Genomic DNA, 17,451 nt, shown 5'->3' on the forward strand with positions numbered 1-17,451 from the left:
CGCTGAATTCTCCTGCCAGCCCTCCCAAGGGACGTTACCAGGTGGATTGCGACAAGCTCCAGGCGATGATGAGATGTATTGTTTGTGCTCGGGACCTGTGCCGCTGATTATATATGGACCCACCCCAGACAACACCGTCTTGGCCCGTGTGGACGGTCATCAGTGTGGCCATTCTCATGGTGGCTCTCCTAGGCGGCGCATACTTCACGAAAGAGCCGCTTCGTCGGTATGTTGAGAAATACGTCAATCAGGCGGTAGATGGATACAGCTTCCATATCGGCAGGCTCGATCTACACCCACTCACCCTGTCTGTAGTACTTCGCAACGTGATTGTCCGGCAAGAGGCTCATCCGGATCCGCCGCTGGCGAGCGTGCCGGAAATCGTGCTCGATGTGCAGTTCACTACCCTCTTAGCCGGAGAGATGGCGGTCGATATTTATCTCAACGATCCCGTCCTTTCTGTGACGCAGCAGCACTTCTCATCCGCCACTATGGACGATGGGGCTGTGCAGCAGAAACGTGTTTCTTGGCAGGACCGGATTTCTGACCTGGCGCCGGTCGAAGCGGCGCTCTTTATTCGAAATGGTGAAGTGCGGTATGCCGGACAGCCGGCCGGGGGACCAATCCGCATGACGGAGCTCAACATCACGGCGCGCAACCTTACCAATCGACCGACGGACGATCAATCCTATCCCGTGGAGGTCCATATCACGACCAGGCTGTTCGCTGATGCGCGCATGGAGATCGACGGACGTGCGAATCTACTGGCCAAACCGTTTCCCTCGGTCGATGCGACGGTCAAGCTCAACGGGCTGCGCATTGCCGATTTGATGTCGCTTGCCGGAAGCCACAATCTGATGATCGGGGACGGAGTGTTCATGGCGGAAGGAAGAGTCAAATATGGAGAGCAGATGGTCATCGCATTGGAATCGTTCGTACTGGAAGGCGCCAAGATCGGCTACCTGTATAGGGAGGAGACGAAACTCACACAGCGGCGTCAACTTCAGCGGGGAGCTGAGGAGGCGGCGAAGGCACACCGCGATCCGTCATTCGTGTTCAAGGTCGGGCATGGAAAGATTCTCGATAGCGAGGTGGGGTTCGTCAATCGGTCGACTAATCCAGAGTATCGCGTGTTCTTATCGGAGTTGAACGGAGATCTGGACAATTTCAGTAACCGGCTCGAGGAAGGCACCGGTGTGGTGAAGATCACGGGTAAGTTCATGGCCAGCGGCCCAATGGTCGTCATCGGAAGGTTTCGACCGGAAAAGCCACGACCGGATTTCGATCTAGCGGTGAGAATCATCAAAACCGATGTCGCCACGCTCAACGACCTCTTGCGAGCCTACGGCAATGTCGATACGCACCACGGTAAGTTTGCGCTGTTCAGCGAACTCACGGTGAAGAATAACCGCATCGATGGGTATGTCAAGCCGCTGCTCCAGGATGTCGAGGTGTACGATCCGAAAAAGGATCGAAACAAGGCCCTATCTGAAAAGATGTACAGGGCCGTGGTGGATGGAGTGATGTCATTATTGGAGAATGTGTCGCATGACGAAGTCGCAACAAAAGGCGACGTGTCGGGGCCGGTCGAAAATCCACAGGCCAACACCTGGCAAATTATCGAGAAACTCGTACAGAACGCCTTCTTCAAAGCCATTCTTCCAGGGTTCGAAGGCCACACATGAGTCGAGCATCAGCCGAATCCTCACTCACCCGCGAATCGCCCATGTACAATCCCTGGAAGCTCGGAGGGTTGTCGCTTCGGGAACTGAGCCGAAGACTTTGGCACGAAACTCTTCAAGACGAACTGTTGGGCCGCGCCGCTCAACTGTCTTACTACATCCTGCTGGCCCTGTTTCCCGCGCTGATCTTCCTCACGGCGCTCATGGGAGTGTTCTCGGTGCAAAATTACATGCCCGAACTGATGAGTTACCTCCGCCAGGTATTGCCCAATGACGCTCTTTCCATGGTTGAACGATTCTTGAAGCAGGTCGCGGAGGGCAGCGGTATCAATATCCTCTCACTCGGCGGGGTGGGGGCGATCTGGGCCTCATCGAGCGGGGTAACGGCAATGATAGATGCGCTGAATGTCGTGTATGGCATCAAAACGGACAGTCGGCCATTTTGGAGGGTGCGCGTCACGGCAATATTGCTCACCATTGGACTCGCAGGCTTCGTCATTCTCTCTTTGACCTTGGTGTTGTATGGACCCCGCCTTAGCATATGGATTGCCGATGTGGTCGGAATGGGATGGGTATTTGTCGCGGCGTGGAACCTCCTGCAATGGCCTGTCGTAGCCGCTATCATGCTGGTCGTCGTGGGGGTAATTTATTACGTATGCCCAGATATCCGCCAGAATTGGCGTTGGGTATCGCCCGGATCGGTATTTGCCGTGGCAATGTGGTTCGTGGTGTCGCTTGGGTTCAAGCTGTATGTCGATAATTTCGGCGATTACAACAAAGTGTATGGGTCCATCGCCGGTGTCATCGTGCTCATGCTGTGGCTCTATTGGAGCGGAATGGTTCTTCTGGTAGGTGGAGAGATCAATTCCGAGATCGACAAGGCCGCCACTTTAGGTAACCCCGGACGGGAAGCGGCCGTATAGACCGCTCACCATCTCCTCAAACCCAGAAATCCGCAACGCGCTAAGGCCTATACGTCACCACGCCGTAAACAGTGTTATTGCATGCTGATTACCTAGGGAACCTGGCAGGTGGCACATTCAGTCGTGCGTGCTATCGTGAGCATCGGCGGGGATAAGTGAAACATGGGATCCAAAAGCATCAGTTTGAATAGTGCAAGAAAGACTCGCAGGCGCCATCGCGCAGAGTCGAAGCGTGTCCGGTATGCAGTCGTGGGGCTCGGCCATATCGCTCAGGTGGCAGTCCTTCCCGCCTTCTCTCACGCCGGCAGGAACTCCCAGCTGACCGCCTTGATATCCGACGATTCCAATAAGCTGAAACAATTGGCGAAGCGATATGATGTGCCTCATCGATATTCCTATCGGCAATATGACCAATGTCTGAAAGAGGGCGCGTTCGATGCCGTGTACATCGCGCTTCCCAACAGTGTTCATTGTGACTTTGCAGTCCGTGCCGCGAAGGCGGGAATTCATGTGCTCTGCGAAAAGCCCATGGCGGTTACGGAACAGGAATGCCGGCGCATGATTCAGGCGTCGGAGAAGGCACGCGTCAAACTCATGGTCGCCTATCGGCTTCATTTCGAGGAAGCCAATATGAGTACGGTGGATCTGGCTCAATCCGGAAAGCTTGGCGATCTGCGGTTCTTCAATTCGGTCTTCGCAATGCAGGTGCGCCCCGGTGACATTCGTGTCAAAGCCGGGCTTGGCGGTGGATCATTGTATGATATCGGGGTCTACTGCATTAACGCCGCCCGATATGTTTTCAAGGACAACCCCGTCGAAGCGAGCGCCTCCATCGTGCGAGGCACCGATCGAAGATTTCGTGAGATCGATGAAATGGCCGCCGTCTGGCTCCGTTTCCCCGGTGATCGGGTGGCCACATTCATCTGCAGTTTTGGCGCGGCCGATGCGTCGTCGTACGAGGTGATAGGGACGAAAGGGCAGGTCAGGTTGTGTCCAGCATTCGAATATGCCGGATCTCTCGATCAACAGCGCGTGTTGAACGGAGCAAGCCGATCGCATCGTTACAAGGCAGGGGATCAATTTGCGCCCGAGCTGCTCTACTTCTCAGATTGCATCCTCCGGAACACCACACCGGAACCATCCGGCCGGGAAGGGCTTATTGATGTGATGATCGTTCAGGCCCTCTATCGCTCGGCGCGAACCGGCCGTCCAGTCCGGTTGTCATTGCCGAAAAAGAAGGAGTGGCCTTCCTCCGATCAGGTCATATGGCGGCCGCCGGTTTCCAAGCCGAAGCTGGTGAATGTCGAATCTCCTTCCCTGTAGTCAGCCACATGAACAGCAAAGTCCGCAACATCAACGCGAAGAAAACACCAGCTCCTGCCCATGTCCCTTCCGCGCCTATCCGCACGTTCGTGGTCGATATAGGAGGGACCGGCATCAAAGCGCTGGTCCTCAATGAAATCGGCGAACCGATGGGCGAGCGCCTTCGGGTTCCCACCCCGGAGACGACTACGCCTGCCGCCGTTGTTAAGGTCATCAAGAGGTTGGCCAAGCAGGCAGGGAAATTCGATCGTGTATCGGTAGGAGTTCCTGGAACCGTACGTTCGGGTGTCACTACCGGTGTGGTGAACTTGGGGCCGGAATGGGACCACTTTCATCTGACAAAGATACTCAGCGCCATTTTCGGCAAGCCGGTGCGAGCGGCGAACGATGCGGATATGGCAGGCTTCGGCGCCATATCCGGGAATGGACTCGAACTTGTTCTCACTTTGGGTACAGGAGTCGGGTCGTCGCTGTTCGTCGATGGACGGCTCGTCCCGAACGTGAGAGTCGGAAAGAACAGACTTCGCAGGGAAGAATTAGAGCGCATCGGCAAAAAACGATGGAACCGGCGCCTGGGAAAAGTCGTCGCCAAACTGGAGCGGATGTTTCAGTATGACCGACTCTATATCGGTGGAGGCAATGCCGCAATGGTCGATATCAGACTACTTCCCGGGAATGTCACGATCGTGTCCAATCTCAACGGAGTCCTTGGCGGCATTGCCCTTTGGCAGGAGTCGCACATTACCAAAGAATCGGCAGCCAGTAAGTGATCAAGGGTGTTGTGCTCATCCGCGTCTCATATGGATCAGTCGCCAAGGTACTGTCATTTTTAGCGCTCGTGTCACATACCCCTGTGATCAGTAGGACGCGAAGATGGTCAGGACTAATCACAGGGGTGGCGATCTCCGCCGCTCCGGCAGCAATGCCGGAATCATCAAGCCTAGTCCTTCATTTTTTCCTTCAATGATTTGGCTTGTCCTTTTCCTTTCTCTACCGCACCTTTGATATTGCCCTTCGCCCGCTCTCCCGCTGCCTTCATGTCGTTGCCTTTGGCTTCTTCCGTGAGAGCCTTCACCTCGCCCTTGGCCTCTTCCATCTCGCCCTTGACCTCTCCTTTGGCCTTTTCCATCTTGGCCTTTGTCTCACCGGCAGTACCGATCGTCACAAGACTCAAAAGTGACATGAATGCAACCGCCAAACCCAGCAACATTTTCGTCTTCATTACCGCCTCCATTCTATTAAGGGACATTGTCGACTCTCCGCACCATACGTGCATAAGACGCGATCACGCACTAGGATCGTCCCCAGGTGCCGCGTCCCTAGGAAGAACCCTAGTTTGTGCAACTTGTGGCAGGAGCGTACAATACCGCCACTTTTCATATGGCGTATGAACTCGTCTGTTGGCTGGCTCTAAAGCTGACGGCCGGTACTGTAGCGCACTCAGCTCCGCACGGGAGCAGCCGTGCGGCAATTCCCAAACCGGCGCGCGAATGCATCGACTTTTCTCAAGACTCAGCACGACGCATTCTATTCTCCTGATGATGACCGCCATCGCGACGGCGACGGTCTTTCGCCTTGCGCTGACACCCATATTCGGATCGGGATACACCTTCATAGCCTTTTATCCCGCGATCATGTTCAGCACGGTCATCGCCGGATGGAAATACGGTTTGGCTGCCACATTGATGTCGATGGTGTTGTCGGGGATTTTGTTCCTCGACCCCATGACGAATGCAGAACATGCCACCGCCCTTCTGGTGTTTTTAGGGTTAAACGGTTTGATGATCTTTCTCGTTGAGATAACCGGACGAGTTCATCGACAGGCGGAACTCCAGACGAAGTTGGCACTGGTGCGCGAACAAGAGCTCCGCGAAACCGAAGCCAAGTATCAATATATCTTCGAGAGCGCTGCGGTGTCGATTTGGGAGGAAGATTGGTCGGCCGTGAAGGTCGCGTTGGACGAACTCCGCGAACAGGAAGCCATGACGGATCTACGTAAGTATCTGGAGAGTCACCCGGCGGTCGTGCGTGGGACCATCCCCCTGGTAAAGATCCGCGATGTGAATCCAGAATCCGTCAGGCTCTTCAAAGCGAATTCCAAGGAGGAATTGCTTACATCCCTGGAAAAGATTTTCGTGCCGGAGACCGCTGATGTGTTCTTGGAAGAGCTGGTGGCTATAGCGGAAGGCCGGGACATGCTCGACCACCAGGCGCCGCTTCAGACGTTGACCGGCGAACCGTTGACCGTTCGCTTCTCTCTGGTGGCGCCGAAACGAGACCCTCAGTGGCGCCGTGTTCTGGTCACACTGACGGACATTACGGCGCAGGTGAAGACTGAAGCAGCTTTGCGCGAGAGCGAACTACGGTTTCGCACGCTGGTAGAGGGAATCGGCGACGTATTTTGGATTGTCGATCCGAATCAAGGCAAGGTGATCTATGCCAGCCAGGCATTTGAAGAAATATGGGGGCGAAACGTACAGCAGCTCTACGACTATTTCCAGACCTGGTTCGAAGCGATTCACGAGGAAGATCGCGAACGGGTCAGAAACGAGTTCTTCGCGCATATCCACGCAGGAGGGTATGACAGTGAGTATCGGGTGGTGCAACCGGACGGAACGATCCGGTGGGTGCGGGATTGTGGCAAACCGTTGGGCATCGGGAACCTTGTGGCCGGAGTCGCGGAGGATATCACCGACTACAAACGGGCGGAAGAGGCCGTACGGAACACCGGAGAGCAATTCCGCTCCATTTTGGATCGCGCCCCGGCGGCGATTTTTCTGAAGGATCGCGCAGGGCGCTATCTCTTTTTCAATGACCAGTTTGCCCGTTTGTTCCAATTCGAGAGAGAATCCGCCTATGGCAAGACTGACGAGGAGCTGCTTCCTGCCGAGTTGGCCCACCAATTTGTCTCGAATGATAGACAGGTGTGGGAATCCGGCACATTGCTGACCATCGAAGAATATGTTCCACAGGTGGACGGGCGGCACACATCATTGGTTCAGAAGTTTCTGCGGCGCGATGCCGACGGCAACCCGTACGCATTATGCGGGATTGCGCTGGACATCACCGATCGTCTGAAGATGGAAGCAGCGATCCGTGCAGGTGAAGAACGGTTGCAATTGGCGCAGACGGCCGGAGGCGTCGGCACCTTCGATTGGGATATCGTGGCGCAGCGCGGGGTGTGGTCCCCCGAGCTGGAACGAATATGGGGGTTGCTGCCCGGAAGCTTCGACGGAAGTTATGCCGCGTGGCGTCGCTTGGTGTACCCGGAAGATCTCGCGGCCGCTGAAGCGGGAGCGGCAAGATCCATGGAAGATCCTAGCAAGCCTCAGGAATACGAGTATCGCATCATGCGCCCTGATGGAGCCCTTCGGTGGGTCTACGCGAAGGCCAAGACGTTGTGCGATGCGGAGGGCCGGCGGATTCGCATGGTAGGCGTCAACATGGATATTACAGATAGAAAAGAAGCCCAATTGCGTCTCGAGCAGTCCACTGAGGAATTGGAACGAGAGGTCGAGGCGCGCACGAAGGAACTCGTGCAGTCGCAGAACCGGCTGCGTGCCATGGCCACCGAGCTGAACCTGACCGAGCAGCGTGAACGCAAGCGACTTGCCACAGAGCTGCATGACCATCTGCAACAGATGCTCGTCTTCGGTAAGTTGACCATTGGACAGGGTAAGCAGGCGGCAATCGGAATACCCGCCTGCGAAAAGGTTTTCAATAAAGTCGACGAGATGTTGTCCGATGCTCTGAGCTATACCCGCACGCTCGTCTCGGAACTCAGTCCTCCGGTGCTGCGTGACCACGGGCTTATTGCCGGACTCAAATGGCTGGGCGAGTCCATGAAGAAACATGAGCTATCGGTGGCGGTTATCGTTCCGGAGGACAACGGGCTCAAGCTGCCGGAAGACCAAGAGATCCTTTTGTTCCAATCCGTGCGGGAACTGTTGATCAACTCGTCCAAGCATGCGGGAGTAGGGCAAGCCACGGTGAGGCTAGTCCAGTATGATGACTGTTTGGAGATTACGGTGCGCGACGAGGGGAACGGGTTCGACCTTGCCGCCGCAGGGACTTCTGGCAGCGGGCTCTCCTCCAAGTTTGGGCTCTTCAGTATTAGAGAACGTATGAGAGCGCTGGGAGGGTCGTTCGCGATTGACTCGGCGCCGCGCCAGGGGACGACGGCGACGATCATGCTGCGTGTGCCGAGAAGACCTGATTCAACAGTATTGAATTCTGAAGGATTCGAAGCGCCGGACTCAGCGCTTGGCCTCCAACATTCATCGCACCTGAAGAACACGGCCACTCGGGTTCTTCTGGTGGACGACCACGCCATGGTGCGGGAGGGCCTTCGTACCGTGCTGGATGCCTACAAGGATCTTCAAGTGGTCGGGGAGGGACGGGATGGGGAAGAAGCCGTGAAACTCGTCCAAGAGCTGCAGCCTAGAGTCGTGGTGATGGACATCAACATGCCGAAGATGAACGGGATTGACGCCACGGCGCGCATTAAAGCCAAGTGGCCCGGGACCATCGTCATCGGCATCTCGGTCAACACCGGCGACGACAACAGCGACGCAATGAAACGAGCCGGAGCAATCACCGTCCTCACAAAAGACAAGGCCGTTGACCAGCTTCACGACGCAATTATTCATGAAGTCGGCGCATCAGCCTTCAATCTCACCTGAGCACTCGGGGTTGAAACCACGGCGGCCCCCCTTCCGATCCCATTCCGACACGTGGCGTGCGTTTGCTTATCCTGAAGCCGGGCAACGAGTCGGCGGTCTCAGGATTTGAACTGTGCCGGGCGCGAGAGCACGTCTCCCTTGAATAAGTTGTACAAGTAAAACAGAAAGGGAAAGAGGACGACGGATCCCAACAGCAGGCTTGCCAGCAAAATGTCCAATGTTCCCTGCGGGGCGGCATCATAGATGGTGACAGACGGCTCAACCAGGTACGGATACTGCGACAGAGCCCAGCCCCACAGGATGGCGATCGCCCCTGTCCCAGCAAGAAATCGAGCCAACAGATCACGTTGAGTGACGAGCGCCCACAGGGCCGCAAAATGCACCAGCGCCGTGGCGCTTATCGTTGCACGACCCACCGCAGTGTCCGCCAAGCCCCGATAGATTTCCGGAGCTCCTTCGCGGACAAGGAACAGGGCGATGGCGGCCAATAAGATGACGAGCGCACCGCTCATAATGGCGCGGTGACGAAAGAGACGGCTTAAGGACGGGTCTCGACTCTCCACGATGAGATATACGGCGGCGAGATAGGCGACCAATGCCGTCGCGAGGAGGCCGACCGCGAAGGGAAATGGCGCCAGCCACGGATCGACGAACGTTTCTCGGATGGTATCGGTCGGTCCGGCAGCGCGTCCCGATGCGATCGCTCCAAGGACGATTCCCAGCATGGTGGGCGTGATCACGCTGGACCAAGCGAAAATCCTGTGCCAAATCGGCGGCGCACCCGTGAATCCGTCCGGACGCGATGTGATGTCGTGAGTCCGGATCGCGAACGCGGTGCCTCGCAATACGATGCCGATCAGCATCAAGGTCAAGGGGATGTGCAGCCGTATCGAGATCACCGCAAAAGCCGGAGGAAAGGCCGTAAAGAGAATCACGACGGCAATGATGAGCCAGACGTGGTTGGCTTCCCAAATGGGACCGATGGCCTGGTCGATCAAAGCACGCTGAGGCTGCCCGCGCGGCCCCATTGCGAAGAGTGTCCAGATCCCTGCTCCGAAATCCGCTCCACCGAACAGCAGATAAAAGGTAAGGGCCCCGACCAGCGCGGCGGCGAGGATGAGTTCATACGGGGGCATCGTTAGGCCGCATTCCTTTCTGCCTTCCGCTCGCGAGGGACGACAGCCGCAGCCGCGATGTGACGCCACATCGCCCAGACGACGACTCCGGCCAGGACGATGTACAAGGCGGAGAAAGTCACCATGGGGATCCAGAGGCCGGGCATAGGTGTCACGGCTTGGGAGGTGCGCATGAGTCCTTGAATGATCCACGGTTGCCGCCCCACTTCGGTCACCACCCAACCGGCCTGAATGGCGATGAATCCAAGCGGAGAAATGACGACCAACGTGCGCAAGAGACTCCGGTCAGTTTCCAGTTGTCCTTTCCATAAGCGGCACGCGGCCCAGACGGCGGTTCCGGCCATCGCCAATCCGCAGCCGACCATGAGTTGAAAGGCGACATGAACGACGGCGATGGGCGGCCAATCTTGACGGGGAATCCGATCGAGTCCCGGTACCACCGTCCGCGGATCTCCATGCAGAAGGAGACTCAATCCGTTGGGAATATGCAACGCAAAGTCGACGGTTTGCGTGGAAACATCGGGAAGGCCGAAGACTACGAAATCCGCTCCCGGTTTCGTGGTGAACAGTGATTCCATCGCGGCCAGCTTAGCGGGCTGGTGATCGGCGACCGCCCGAGCGATCAAATCTCCGCTCAACGGTTGAAGGACGGCCGGAATACCTCCGACCAGAAGCGCAATGACGAGCGCGTTCCTGTGGAATCGATTCAATGGGTGGCGCAGGAGGAGAAATGCATGGACCCCGGCCACGAGAAACCCGCTCGCGGCGAATGCCGCCAACAACATGTGCAAGGTTTCATGAAATGCAACCGGGTGTAACAACGTGGATAGGGGTCTGACATTGGTGAACGTCCCGTCGACGAGGTCGAACCCGGTGGGCGCGTTCATCCACGCATTGACCGTGACGACGAAAATCGCAGATGCAGTTCCGCTCGCCGCAACGATCAGCCCGGCGATGAAGTGTGCGCGAGGCGAGATGCGCGACCACCCATAGAGATAGATCCCGAGAAAAATCGCTTCTGTGAAGAATGCGAACCCCTCAAGTCCGAACAGAGGTCCGATGATGGGACCTGCCCGTTCCATGAACGAAGGCCAGAGCAAGCCCAGCTCAAACGAGAGAACGGTCCCCGACACAGCGCCGACAGCGAACAAAATCGCGGTGCCTTTCGACCATCGTTTCGCCAGCGCGAGGAATTGTTCATCCTTCGTTTTCAGCCAGCGCCACTCGGCAACAGCGGTCAATACCGGCATGGCGATACCCAGCGCGGCAAAGACGATGTGAAAACCCAGCGACATGGCCATCTGAGATCGGGCGGCAAGGAGGTCCGAAATCATACGTGCCTCTCATCAGATAATGTCGAGGAGGTCAGAAGGATAGGATGGTGTTCCAAGAAATAGCACCGCAACCGACCGGACTAATTGTCTCTCTGAGGACAAGATAGTCCTCTAGGGAACGAAGACCGTAAGTCCGGCGAATCGGAATTTACATAAGATTCCAGCGCAGCTTTTCGCGAGAGAACAATGACCTTCGGTGACTGCTGCAACCGGTTGCCGTATAAGGTTTGTGCAGACGCAATATCGATACCCAAATGAGTGAGTAATCGGCCACTGGTCCCATGCCAAACGATCCTTATGCAGACATCCTGTCTCTGGTATGGCCTTTGCGAAATTTGCTCTTCATCACCTGGCAACGGTGATCGAGCATCTCTTATGAACAAGGGGTTGCCCCGTCAGCAGGAAAACAGGGTGCATATTCAATTCTTCATCAATGGGAAGAGAACATGAAACAATTCAGACGCGTGCGGGAAATCACCGAATTGACGCTGTGCGCGATGGATGGCCAAGTCGGAAGCGTGCAAGAACTCTATTTTGACGATCACAGCTGGGCGGTCCGATATCTCATCGTAAAGACAGGCAATTGGCTTTTTGGCAGGAACGTGCTCATTGCTCCGATCGCAGTGGCTGGTATCGACGATACCAACGCATCCATGAAATTCAATCTGCGGAAAGAACAGATCGAGCAGGCTCCACCGATCGATGAAGTGAAACCGATATCACGACAGTATGAGGAGGCATACTATCGGCACTTTCGATGGGCACCGTACTGGCAACCAGGCACGACGGTGTGGGAAAGTCCGGTTCCAGATCCTGAAACGGCTACGGCGGGTGTGGATGAGCCTTTCCTTTCGGAACCTTCGGAACTGAGACATCTTCGCAGCAGTGCCGAAGTGACCGGTTATGCAATCCATGCGCGAGACGGGGAGATCGGCCACATCGAGGACCTGGTCGTAGATGATGAGGACTGGGTTGTGCGGTATGCGGAGATCGACACGAGAAACTGGCTGCCGGGCAAGAAGGTGTTGCTGCAAACCGGACGGATAGAACGAATCGATTGGCCCAGCCGATCGGTTACTATTCCGCTCACCCGGCATGCTATCCAGTCGGCGCCGGACTATGATCCATCGAAACTCATCACCCCGGACTATGAAATAGAACTCTTTAAGCACTACGGGAAGGAGTGAGGGTAGGGCGACGAGGCGGACCATGCGCATGGCATCATACAGGATTTGGAGAAGACGGACATCAACTTCAACTCCGGAGAAAGGGCCATGGAATGATGCGAGTCGCAATTAACGGGCTGGGGCGAATCGGGCGCGCCACGTTCAAAATTCTCGCGACCACACCGGAGCTTGAGCTGGTCGCGATCAACGATCCGGCTTCGCCCGACGAGTTGGCCTACCTGATCAACCATGACACGGTGTACGGCCGCTATCCCAATCGAGTAGGAGCCGATCGGAAGGGCATCACGATGGCCGACCGTGTGTATCCCGTGCTTGCGGAATGCGATCCGGTTCATCTTCCGTGGAAGGAACTGGCAGTCGATGTGGTGTTCGAATGTTCCGGGCAGTTCGATACCAGAGCCGCGCTCTCCAAACATCTCGAAGCCGGAGCGAAGCGGGTCATCCTCTCGGCGCCGGCCAAGGACGAGGAGATTCCCACCGTCATCTACGGTGTGAATGCGTATGACGAAAAGGCCGGGCCGATCCTGTCGTGCGCCGATTGCACGACGAATTGCGTGACACCGGTCGTGGAAATCATTCATCGCCATCTCGGGTTGGTGAAGGCGGTGATGACGACTGCGCATGCCTACACGGCCGGCCAAGCATTGGTCGATGGGCCGCATACGAGGAAACGCCGGGGGCGAGCGGCGGCGACCAACCTTGTGCCGTCATCGACAGGGGACGCTCTGGCGGCAACCCGCGCTTTGCCCGTTCTCAAAGGGCGATTTCAGGCGGCGGCCATACGAGTTCCCATCCCGATTTGTTCGCTCTCCGACATCGTGATGCTGACGGAACGGGAGACGAGCGTCGGGGAGGTGAACGCGATGTTTTTGGAGGAGGCGCGCAGTGACCGCTATGCGGGGGTCCTGGGAGTGACGGAAGATCCGGTTGTGTCGTCCGACATCATCCAGGATCCGCGCGCCTCGATTATCGATGTGGACATGACGCAGGTTGTGGACGGCAATCTGGTCAAGGTCATGAGTTGGTTTGACAATGAGTGGGGTTATGCAAGCCAGATGGTTCGGCAAGCTCTTTCGATGGCCCTCATCGTTCCTGTCGAAGCGTAGGGGAGCAGGAGCCGATTCTGCTTCAACGTATCGGTGGGGGTTCCGCCCATACATCGGCTGCTTGCGCTTGGGTCTGAACATTTTATGGGTTTGACACCATACAGAAAGAAAAGAAACTTCTCCCGGACGCCTGAACCACGAGGCTCACGGTCGAGAGAGAAACCTTCCTCACCGCTGATCTACGTCGTCCAGAAGCACGCTGCAAGCCGCCTGCATTATGATTTCCGGCTTGAATTGGATGGGGCGCTGAAAAGCTGGGCGGTTCCCAAGGGACCCAGTCTGAATCCGGCCGACAAACGGCTTGCAGTGCACGTCGAAGATCATCCCATGGAATATGCCGCTTTCGAGGGCATCATCCCGCCGAAACAGTATGGCGCCGGCACGGTCATGGTATGGGATCAGGGTCAGTGGAAACCGGATGGAGATCCCCGAACGGCCTATCACAAGGGCCGGATGAAATTTTCCCTGTTCGGAAAAAAGTTACAAGGCCGCTGGACGCTGGTGCGGATGAGCGGAACAGAAAACGCAGACGGTAAAAACTGGCTTCTGATCAAGGAACGAGACCAGCATGCGCGGACGGCGACTAGGTCGAATTCAAGTCTCACGTCGTCCCACAGCGTCATAAGCGGAAAGAGCATGGAAGAGATCGCGGAGACCAAACCCGACGTATGGCACTCTCATCGTGCGTCCGGTGACGGAAAGCGTAGCAAGACTTCCCGGAACCTCAAGAAGAAACGGGGATCAAGAACCAGCGTGGATACGGTCAAGTGCCCCGAATGGATATCGCCTCAGCTGGCAACGCTCGTTGATGAGATTCCGGAGGGAGAAGGTTGGATCCATGAACTGAAGTATGACGGGTATCGCATGCTGTGCAGAATCGAGCTGGGCGTAGTGCAACTCTTTTCAAGAAACGGTCGGGAATGGACCAAAAAGTTGCCCGAGCACGTGAAGGCGGCCGGCCGATTGTCCGTTGAAAATGCATGGCTGGACGGCGAACTCGTTGCCATAAAATCGGACGGGTCGATGAGCTTTCAAGCATTGCAGAATGCCTTTGACGGTGGATGGTATGGCCGGCGTGTGTACTATGTCTTCGATCTCTTGTTCTTCAACGGGAGAGACCTTAGATCGTCCCCTTTGCACGAACGCAAGCGCCTTTTAGCGTCGCTTCTACGCGGGCAGCCGGAGAGCGGCCTGGTGGAATACAGCGCCCATACCCTTGGCCAGGGACCCACAGTCTTCGAGACGGCTTGTAGCCGAGGACTCGAAGGGCTGATTGCCAAGCGAGTGGACGGGCGATATACCGAAGGCCGAAATCGAAACTGGGTCAAAGTAAAGTGTCGACGTCGCCAAGAATTCGTCATCGGCGGCTATACCGAACCGTCGGGCTCCCGGCGCGGATTCGGAGCGCTCTTGCTCGGTGTATATGAGAAACCGGGAGGATTGGTCTATGTCGGACGAGTCGGGACGGGATTCTCAGAGGATCGATTGTCTCAACTCCATAGGGTCTTGCAGCGACATGAACAACCACGGCCGGCATTTATCGATCCGCCGACGGGTGGGGATGCAAAAGGAGTCCACTGGGTCAAACCGGAATTGGTCGTTGAAGTACGTTTTGCCGAATGGACACACGAAGGCCTCCTTCGCCAGGCCGCGTTCCTGGGTCTGCGCGATGACAAGCCGGCCAACGCCATTGTCCGTGAGTCGGCGGTGCACCCCCCCGCGAATCAGCCGACGAAAGATCGATCGGCCGGCGAGGCGGCCCGCGAATCGAAGCGCGCAGCTGGCCGCGTGCACCGCACGAGACATCCTCGTCAAGATCGGAAGCCGATGCGTGCGGCGATTGTGGCGGGTATCGAGATCACGAATCCATATCGGGTGTTGTTTCCACATGACGGCATCACGAAACTCGAGCTGGCGCAGTACTATCAGCGGATCGGAGACGCGATCTTGCCTCATGTTCGTGGACGTCCGTTGACGTTGGTCCGTTGCCCGGAAGGATACGACACAGGGTGTTTCTATCAGAAGCACGCGACGGATCAGATCCATGAGGCAATCGATCGAGTCGAGGTCGATGCATCGGATGGACGCGCCTGCAATATGGTGGCGAACACAACCGCTGCCTTGGTTGCGCTCGTGCAACTCGGCGTCCTCGAATTCCACACCTGGGGAGCGAGGCAAGATCGGCTGGATCGTCCCGACCGTATGACGCTGGATTTGGATCCGGCTCCGGATGTGCCGTGGCGTGAAGTCGTCGAAGCCGCATTTCTTGTCAGAACCCTGCTCGAAGAGTTGGGGTTGACGTCATTCGTCAAGACCACGGGTGGAAAAGGGTTGCATGTCGTGGTGCCATTACAGCGACGGCACTCATGGGACGAGGTGAAGAACTTCGCGAAGTCAGTGGCCGGACACATGGCACGAACGATTCCTGCCAGATTTACCGACAACATGTCGAAACGAGTACGCAAAGGCAAGGTGTATATCGACTATCTCAGGAACGGGCGAGGGGCGACTGCCGTGGCAGCGTACTCGACGCGTGCCAAACCGCGGGCTCCGCTTTCTGCTCCGCTGGCCTGGGACGAGTTGACTCCATCGCTGCGCTCAGATCAGTTCACCATGCACAACATCGAGGAACGGCTGTCGGAGCTTGCCGACGATCCGTGGGCTGGGTATGAGACGGTCCGACAGCATGTCACGACGAGTATGATGACCGGTCTCGGTACCTCTCGCCGACTCTCGCTCTGAGTTGTCGTTCCGGCAGAGTGTGCCCATCGTCAATCGGCCCATTAGACATCGGATATGGCGACGGCGTCGTTGCTCGGAAAAGAGCTCTGGGTGACGAGCTGATCCTCTTGTTTGAGCGCTAAGAGCTGATACAGGGCCAGATAATTGTCGGCCATGCGCTCGACGGTAAACCGCTTCTCGAACGCTGCGCGGCATTGGTGCCGATCGAGAGTCGAGACACGCGTAATGGCTTTCCCCATCTCGCTCAGCGTATCGCATAAATGGCCGGTGTATCCGTCATCCACGAGTTCCAACGCGGTTCCCCGCCGATAGGCGAGCACAGGTGTCCCGCAAGCGAGCGCTTCGATCATGACCAAGCCGAAGGGTTCCGGTCCCTCGTACGGGCAGATCAACGCGTAGGCCTCACCAAGAAAATCATTCTTCTCTTCATCCGTGATTTCGCCGACATACTCCACGAGTGGGTGTTCCAACAGAGGCGCGATGTGCTGAAAGTAATCGCGATCCGCCGGATCTAGCTTCGCCGCGATGCGAATCGGCATATCGGCCCGTTTGGCCGATTCAATGGCTCGCTCCAGTCCACTCTCGGGCGAGATGCGGCCCAAGAATGCGAGGTACGTGCCGGGCCGGTCATGCATGGAGTACAGATCCCGCGGCAGTCCGTAATGGATGGTAGCCTGCCAATTGCCCACTGGCATCGCATGCCGTTGGGCATCCGATACTGAAACCAACGGGAGTTCGCAGAACTGTTGAAACGCGGGAACCAGTTCCGGCAGGTCGAGCCGACCGTACAATGTCGTCAGCACCGGCGTTCGGCACCGACGCGTGAGCGGAAAACCTACGAACTCGATATGTGAGTGGATCAGGTCAAAACTTCCAGCGTGGGTTCCGAATACGCGTTCTAGGAGAAGAGAAACCACCGCATCAGGAAACAATAAATGATTGGCCCGCAAAGACGATGGGCAGATGGCATGCAAGGTGGCTGATGTCGATGAATCACCGGCGGCAAACAGTGTCACCTCATGACCGCGTCGAACGAGCTCTTCCGTCAAATACGATACGACACGCTCCGTGCCTCCGTATCGCCGAGGAGGAACACTTTCCCATAATGGCGCCACTTGTGCGATCTTCATATCAGACTTTCCCTTTCTGATGGACGATTACGTTCGGAAGAGCGGTCGGTGTGAATGACTCCGTCGGCCTGTGTGCACGGAAGAGCGCCGGTGTCTAGGGGACGAACATTCTCGAAGCATGCTGACACTTTTATGCGTGAACCCGGTCAAGGATTAAACGGGGGAACCCCCTAGTTCGAAAGTTCGACTGGACATAGGGCGTTCAA

General features: G+C 56.6%; 12 protein-coding genes. 8 read left to right on the plus strand and 4 right to left on the minus strand.

Annotation, left to right across the window (positions count from 1 at the left end; genetic code table 11):
* Positions 1–113: 113 nt before the first annotated feature.
* From H8K04_07910 to H8K04_07925, 4 genes are all read left to right on the plus strand, one after another.
* Positions 114–1,685, plus strand: a complete 1,572-nt coding sequence (locus tag H8K04_07910; GenBank protein ID UVT17451.1) for a DUF748 domain-containing protein — start codon at positions 114–116, stop codon at positions 1,683–1,685.
* Positions 1,682–2,605 (plus strand): YihY/virulence factor BrkB family protein, encoded by a 924-nt coding sequence (locus H8K04_07915; protein ID UVT17452.1) that lies wholly within the window; start codon positions 1,682–1,684, stop codon positions 2,603–2,605. Before H8K04_07910 ends, H8K04_07915 begins: the two co-directional genes overlap by 4 nt.
* A 162-nt stretch (positions 2,606–2,767) precedes the next feature.
* Entirely contained in the window at positions 2,768–3,928 is a 1,161-nt protein-coding gene (locus H8K04_07920; protein ID UVT17453.1) for a Gfo/Idh/MocA family oxidoreductase, read from the plus strand.
* Positions 3,929–3,936: 8 nt separating this feature from the next.
* Positions 3,937–4,698 carry an ROK family protein gene (locus H8K04_07925; protein ID UVT17454.1) on the plus strand — a complete coding sequence of 254 codons (762 nt, stop codon included), beginning with the start codon at positions 3,937–3,939 and terminating at the stop codon, positions 4,696–4,698.
* 170 nt (positions 4,699–4,868) lie between these two features.
* Here the strand turns inward: H8K04_07925 and H8K04_07930 are convergent, their stop codons facing one another.
* Positions 4,869–5,111, minus strand: coding sequence for a hypothetical protein (locus H8K04_07930; protein ID UVT17906.1), 243 nt, complete (start codon positions 5,109–5,111; stop codon positions 4,869–4,871).
* A gap of 307 nt (positions 5,112–5,418) precedes the next feature.
* Between H8K04_07930 and H8K04_07935 the strand changes: the two genes are divergently transcribed.
* The gene (locus H8K04_07935; GenBank protein UVT17455.1) at positions 5,419–8,610 is read left to right on the plus strand and encodes a PAS domain-containing protein; all 3,192 of its coding nucleotides are present in this window, start codon (positions 5,419–5,421) and stop codon (positions 8,608–8,610) included.
* Between the two features lie 98 nt (positions 8,611–8,708).
* On the opposite strand, the gene H8K04_07940 is transcribed toward H8K04_07935, so the two are convergent.
* Positions 8,709–9,746 carry a cytochrome d ubiquinol oxidase subunit II gene (locus H8K04_07940; GenBank protein ID UVT17456.1) on the minus strand — a complete coding sequence of 346 codons (1,038 nt, stop codon included), beginning with the start codon at positions 9,744–9,746 and terminating at the stop codon, positions 8,709–8,711.
* Positions 9,747–9,748: 2 nt separating this feature from the next.
* On the minus strand, positions 9,749–11,077 hold the full coding sequence (locus tag H8K04_07945) for a cytochrome ubiquinol oxidase subunit I (protein UVT17907.1): 1,329 nt from the start codon (positions 11,075–11,077) through the stop codon (positions 9,749–9,751).
* A 449-nt stretch (positions 11,078–11,526) separates the two neighbouring features.
* On the opposite strand from H8K04_07945, the gene H8K04_07950 reads away from it, so the two are divergent.
* From H8K04_07950 to ligD, 3 genes are all read left to right on the plus strand, one after another.
* On the plus strand, positions 11,527–12,267 hold the full coding sequence (locus H8K04_07950; GenBank protein UVT17457.1) for a PRC-barrel domain containing protein: 741 nt from the start codon (positions 11,527–11,529) through the stop codon (positions 12,265–12,267).
* 92 nt (positions 12,268–12,359) lie between these two features.
* A complete protein-coding gene (locus tag H8K04_07955; GenBank protein UVT17458.1) occupies positions 12,360–13,373 on the plus strand; it encodes an aldehyde dehydrogenase in 1,014 nt (337 codons plus the stop codon).
* A gap of 84 nt (positions 13,374–13,457) precedes the next feature.
* On the plus strand, positions 13,458–16,115 hold the full coding sequence (ligD, locus tag H8K04_07960; GenBank protein UVT17459.1) for a DNA ligase D: 2,658 nt from the start codon (positions 13,458–13,460) through the stop codon (positions 16,113–16,115).
* 41 nt (positions 16,116–16,156) lie between these two features.
* Here the strand turns inward: ligD and H8K04_07965 are convergent, their stop codons facing one another.
* Positions 16,157–17,245 (minus strand): glycosyltransferase family 4 protein, encoded by a 1,089-nt coding sequence (locus H8K04_07965; protein ID UVT17460.1) that lies wholly within the window; start codon positions 17,243–17,245, stop codon positions 16,157–16,159.
* Between the last annotated feature and the right edge of the window lie 206 nt (positions 17,246–17,451).

Source organism: Nitrospira sp., assembly GCA_024760525.1.
Classification (GTDB): domain Bacteria; phylum Nitrospirota; class Nitrospiria; order Nitrospirales; family Nitrospiraceae; genus Nitrospira_D.

Bases quoted from the DNA above. Each gene is read 5' to 3' on its own strand.
- H8K04_07910 (UVT17451.1), top strand. From the start codon at position 114: ATGGACCCACCCCAGACAACACCGTCTTGGCCCGTGTGGACGGTCATC.
- H8K04_07940 (UVT17456.1), bottom strand. From the start codon at position 9,746: ATGCCCCCGTATGAACTCATCCTCGCCGCCGCGCTGGTCGGGGCCCTT.
- H8K04_07955 (UVT17458.1), top strand. From the start codon at position 12,360: ATGATGCGAGTCGCAATTAACGGGCTGGGGCGAATCGGGCGCGCCACG.
- H8K04_07935 (UVT17455.1), top strand. From the start codon at position 5,419: ATGCATCGACTTTTCTCAAGACTCAGCACGACGCATTCTATTCTCCTG.
- H8K04_07950 (UVT17457.1), top strand. From the start codon at position 11,527: ATGAAACAATTCAGACGCGTGCGGGAAATCACCGAATTGACGCTGTGC.
- H8K04_07925 (UVT17454.1), top strand. From the start codon at position 3,937: ATGAACAGCAAAGTCCGCAACATCAACGCGAAGAAAACACCAGCTCCT.
- H8K04_07920 (UVT17453.1), top strand. From the start codon at position 2,768: ATGGGATCCAAAAGCATCAGTTTGAATAGTGCAAGAAAGACTCGCAGG.
- H8K04_07965 (UVT17460.1), bottom strand. From the start codon at position 17,245: ATGAAGATCGCACAAGTGGCGCCATTATGGGAAAGTGTTCCTCCTCGG.
- ligD (UVT17459.1), top strand. From the start codon at position 13,458: ATGGGTTTGACACCATACAGAAAGAAAAGAAACTTCTCCCGGACGCCT.
- H8K04_07930 (UVT17906.1), bottom strand. From the start codon at position 5,111: ATGTCACTTTTGAGTCTTGTGACGATCGGTACTGCCGGTGAGACAAAG.
- H8K04_07915 (UVT17452.1), top strand. From the start codon at position 1,682: ATGAGTCGAGCATCAGCCGAATCCTCACTCACCCGCGAATCGCCCATG.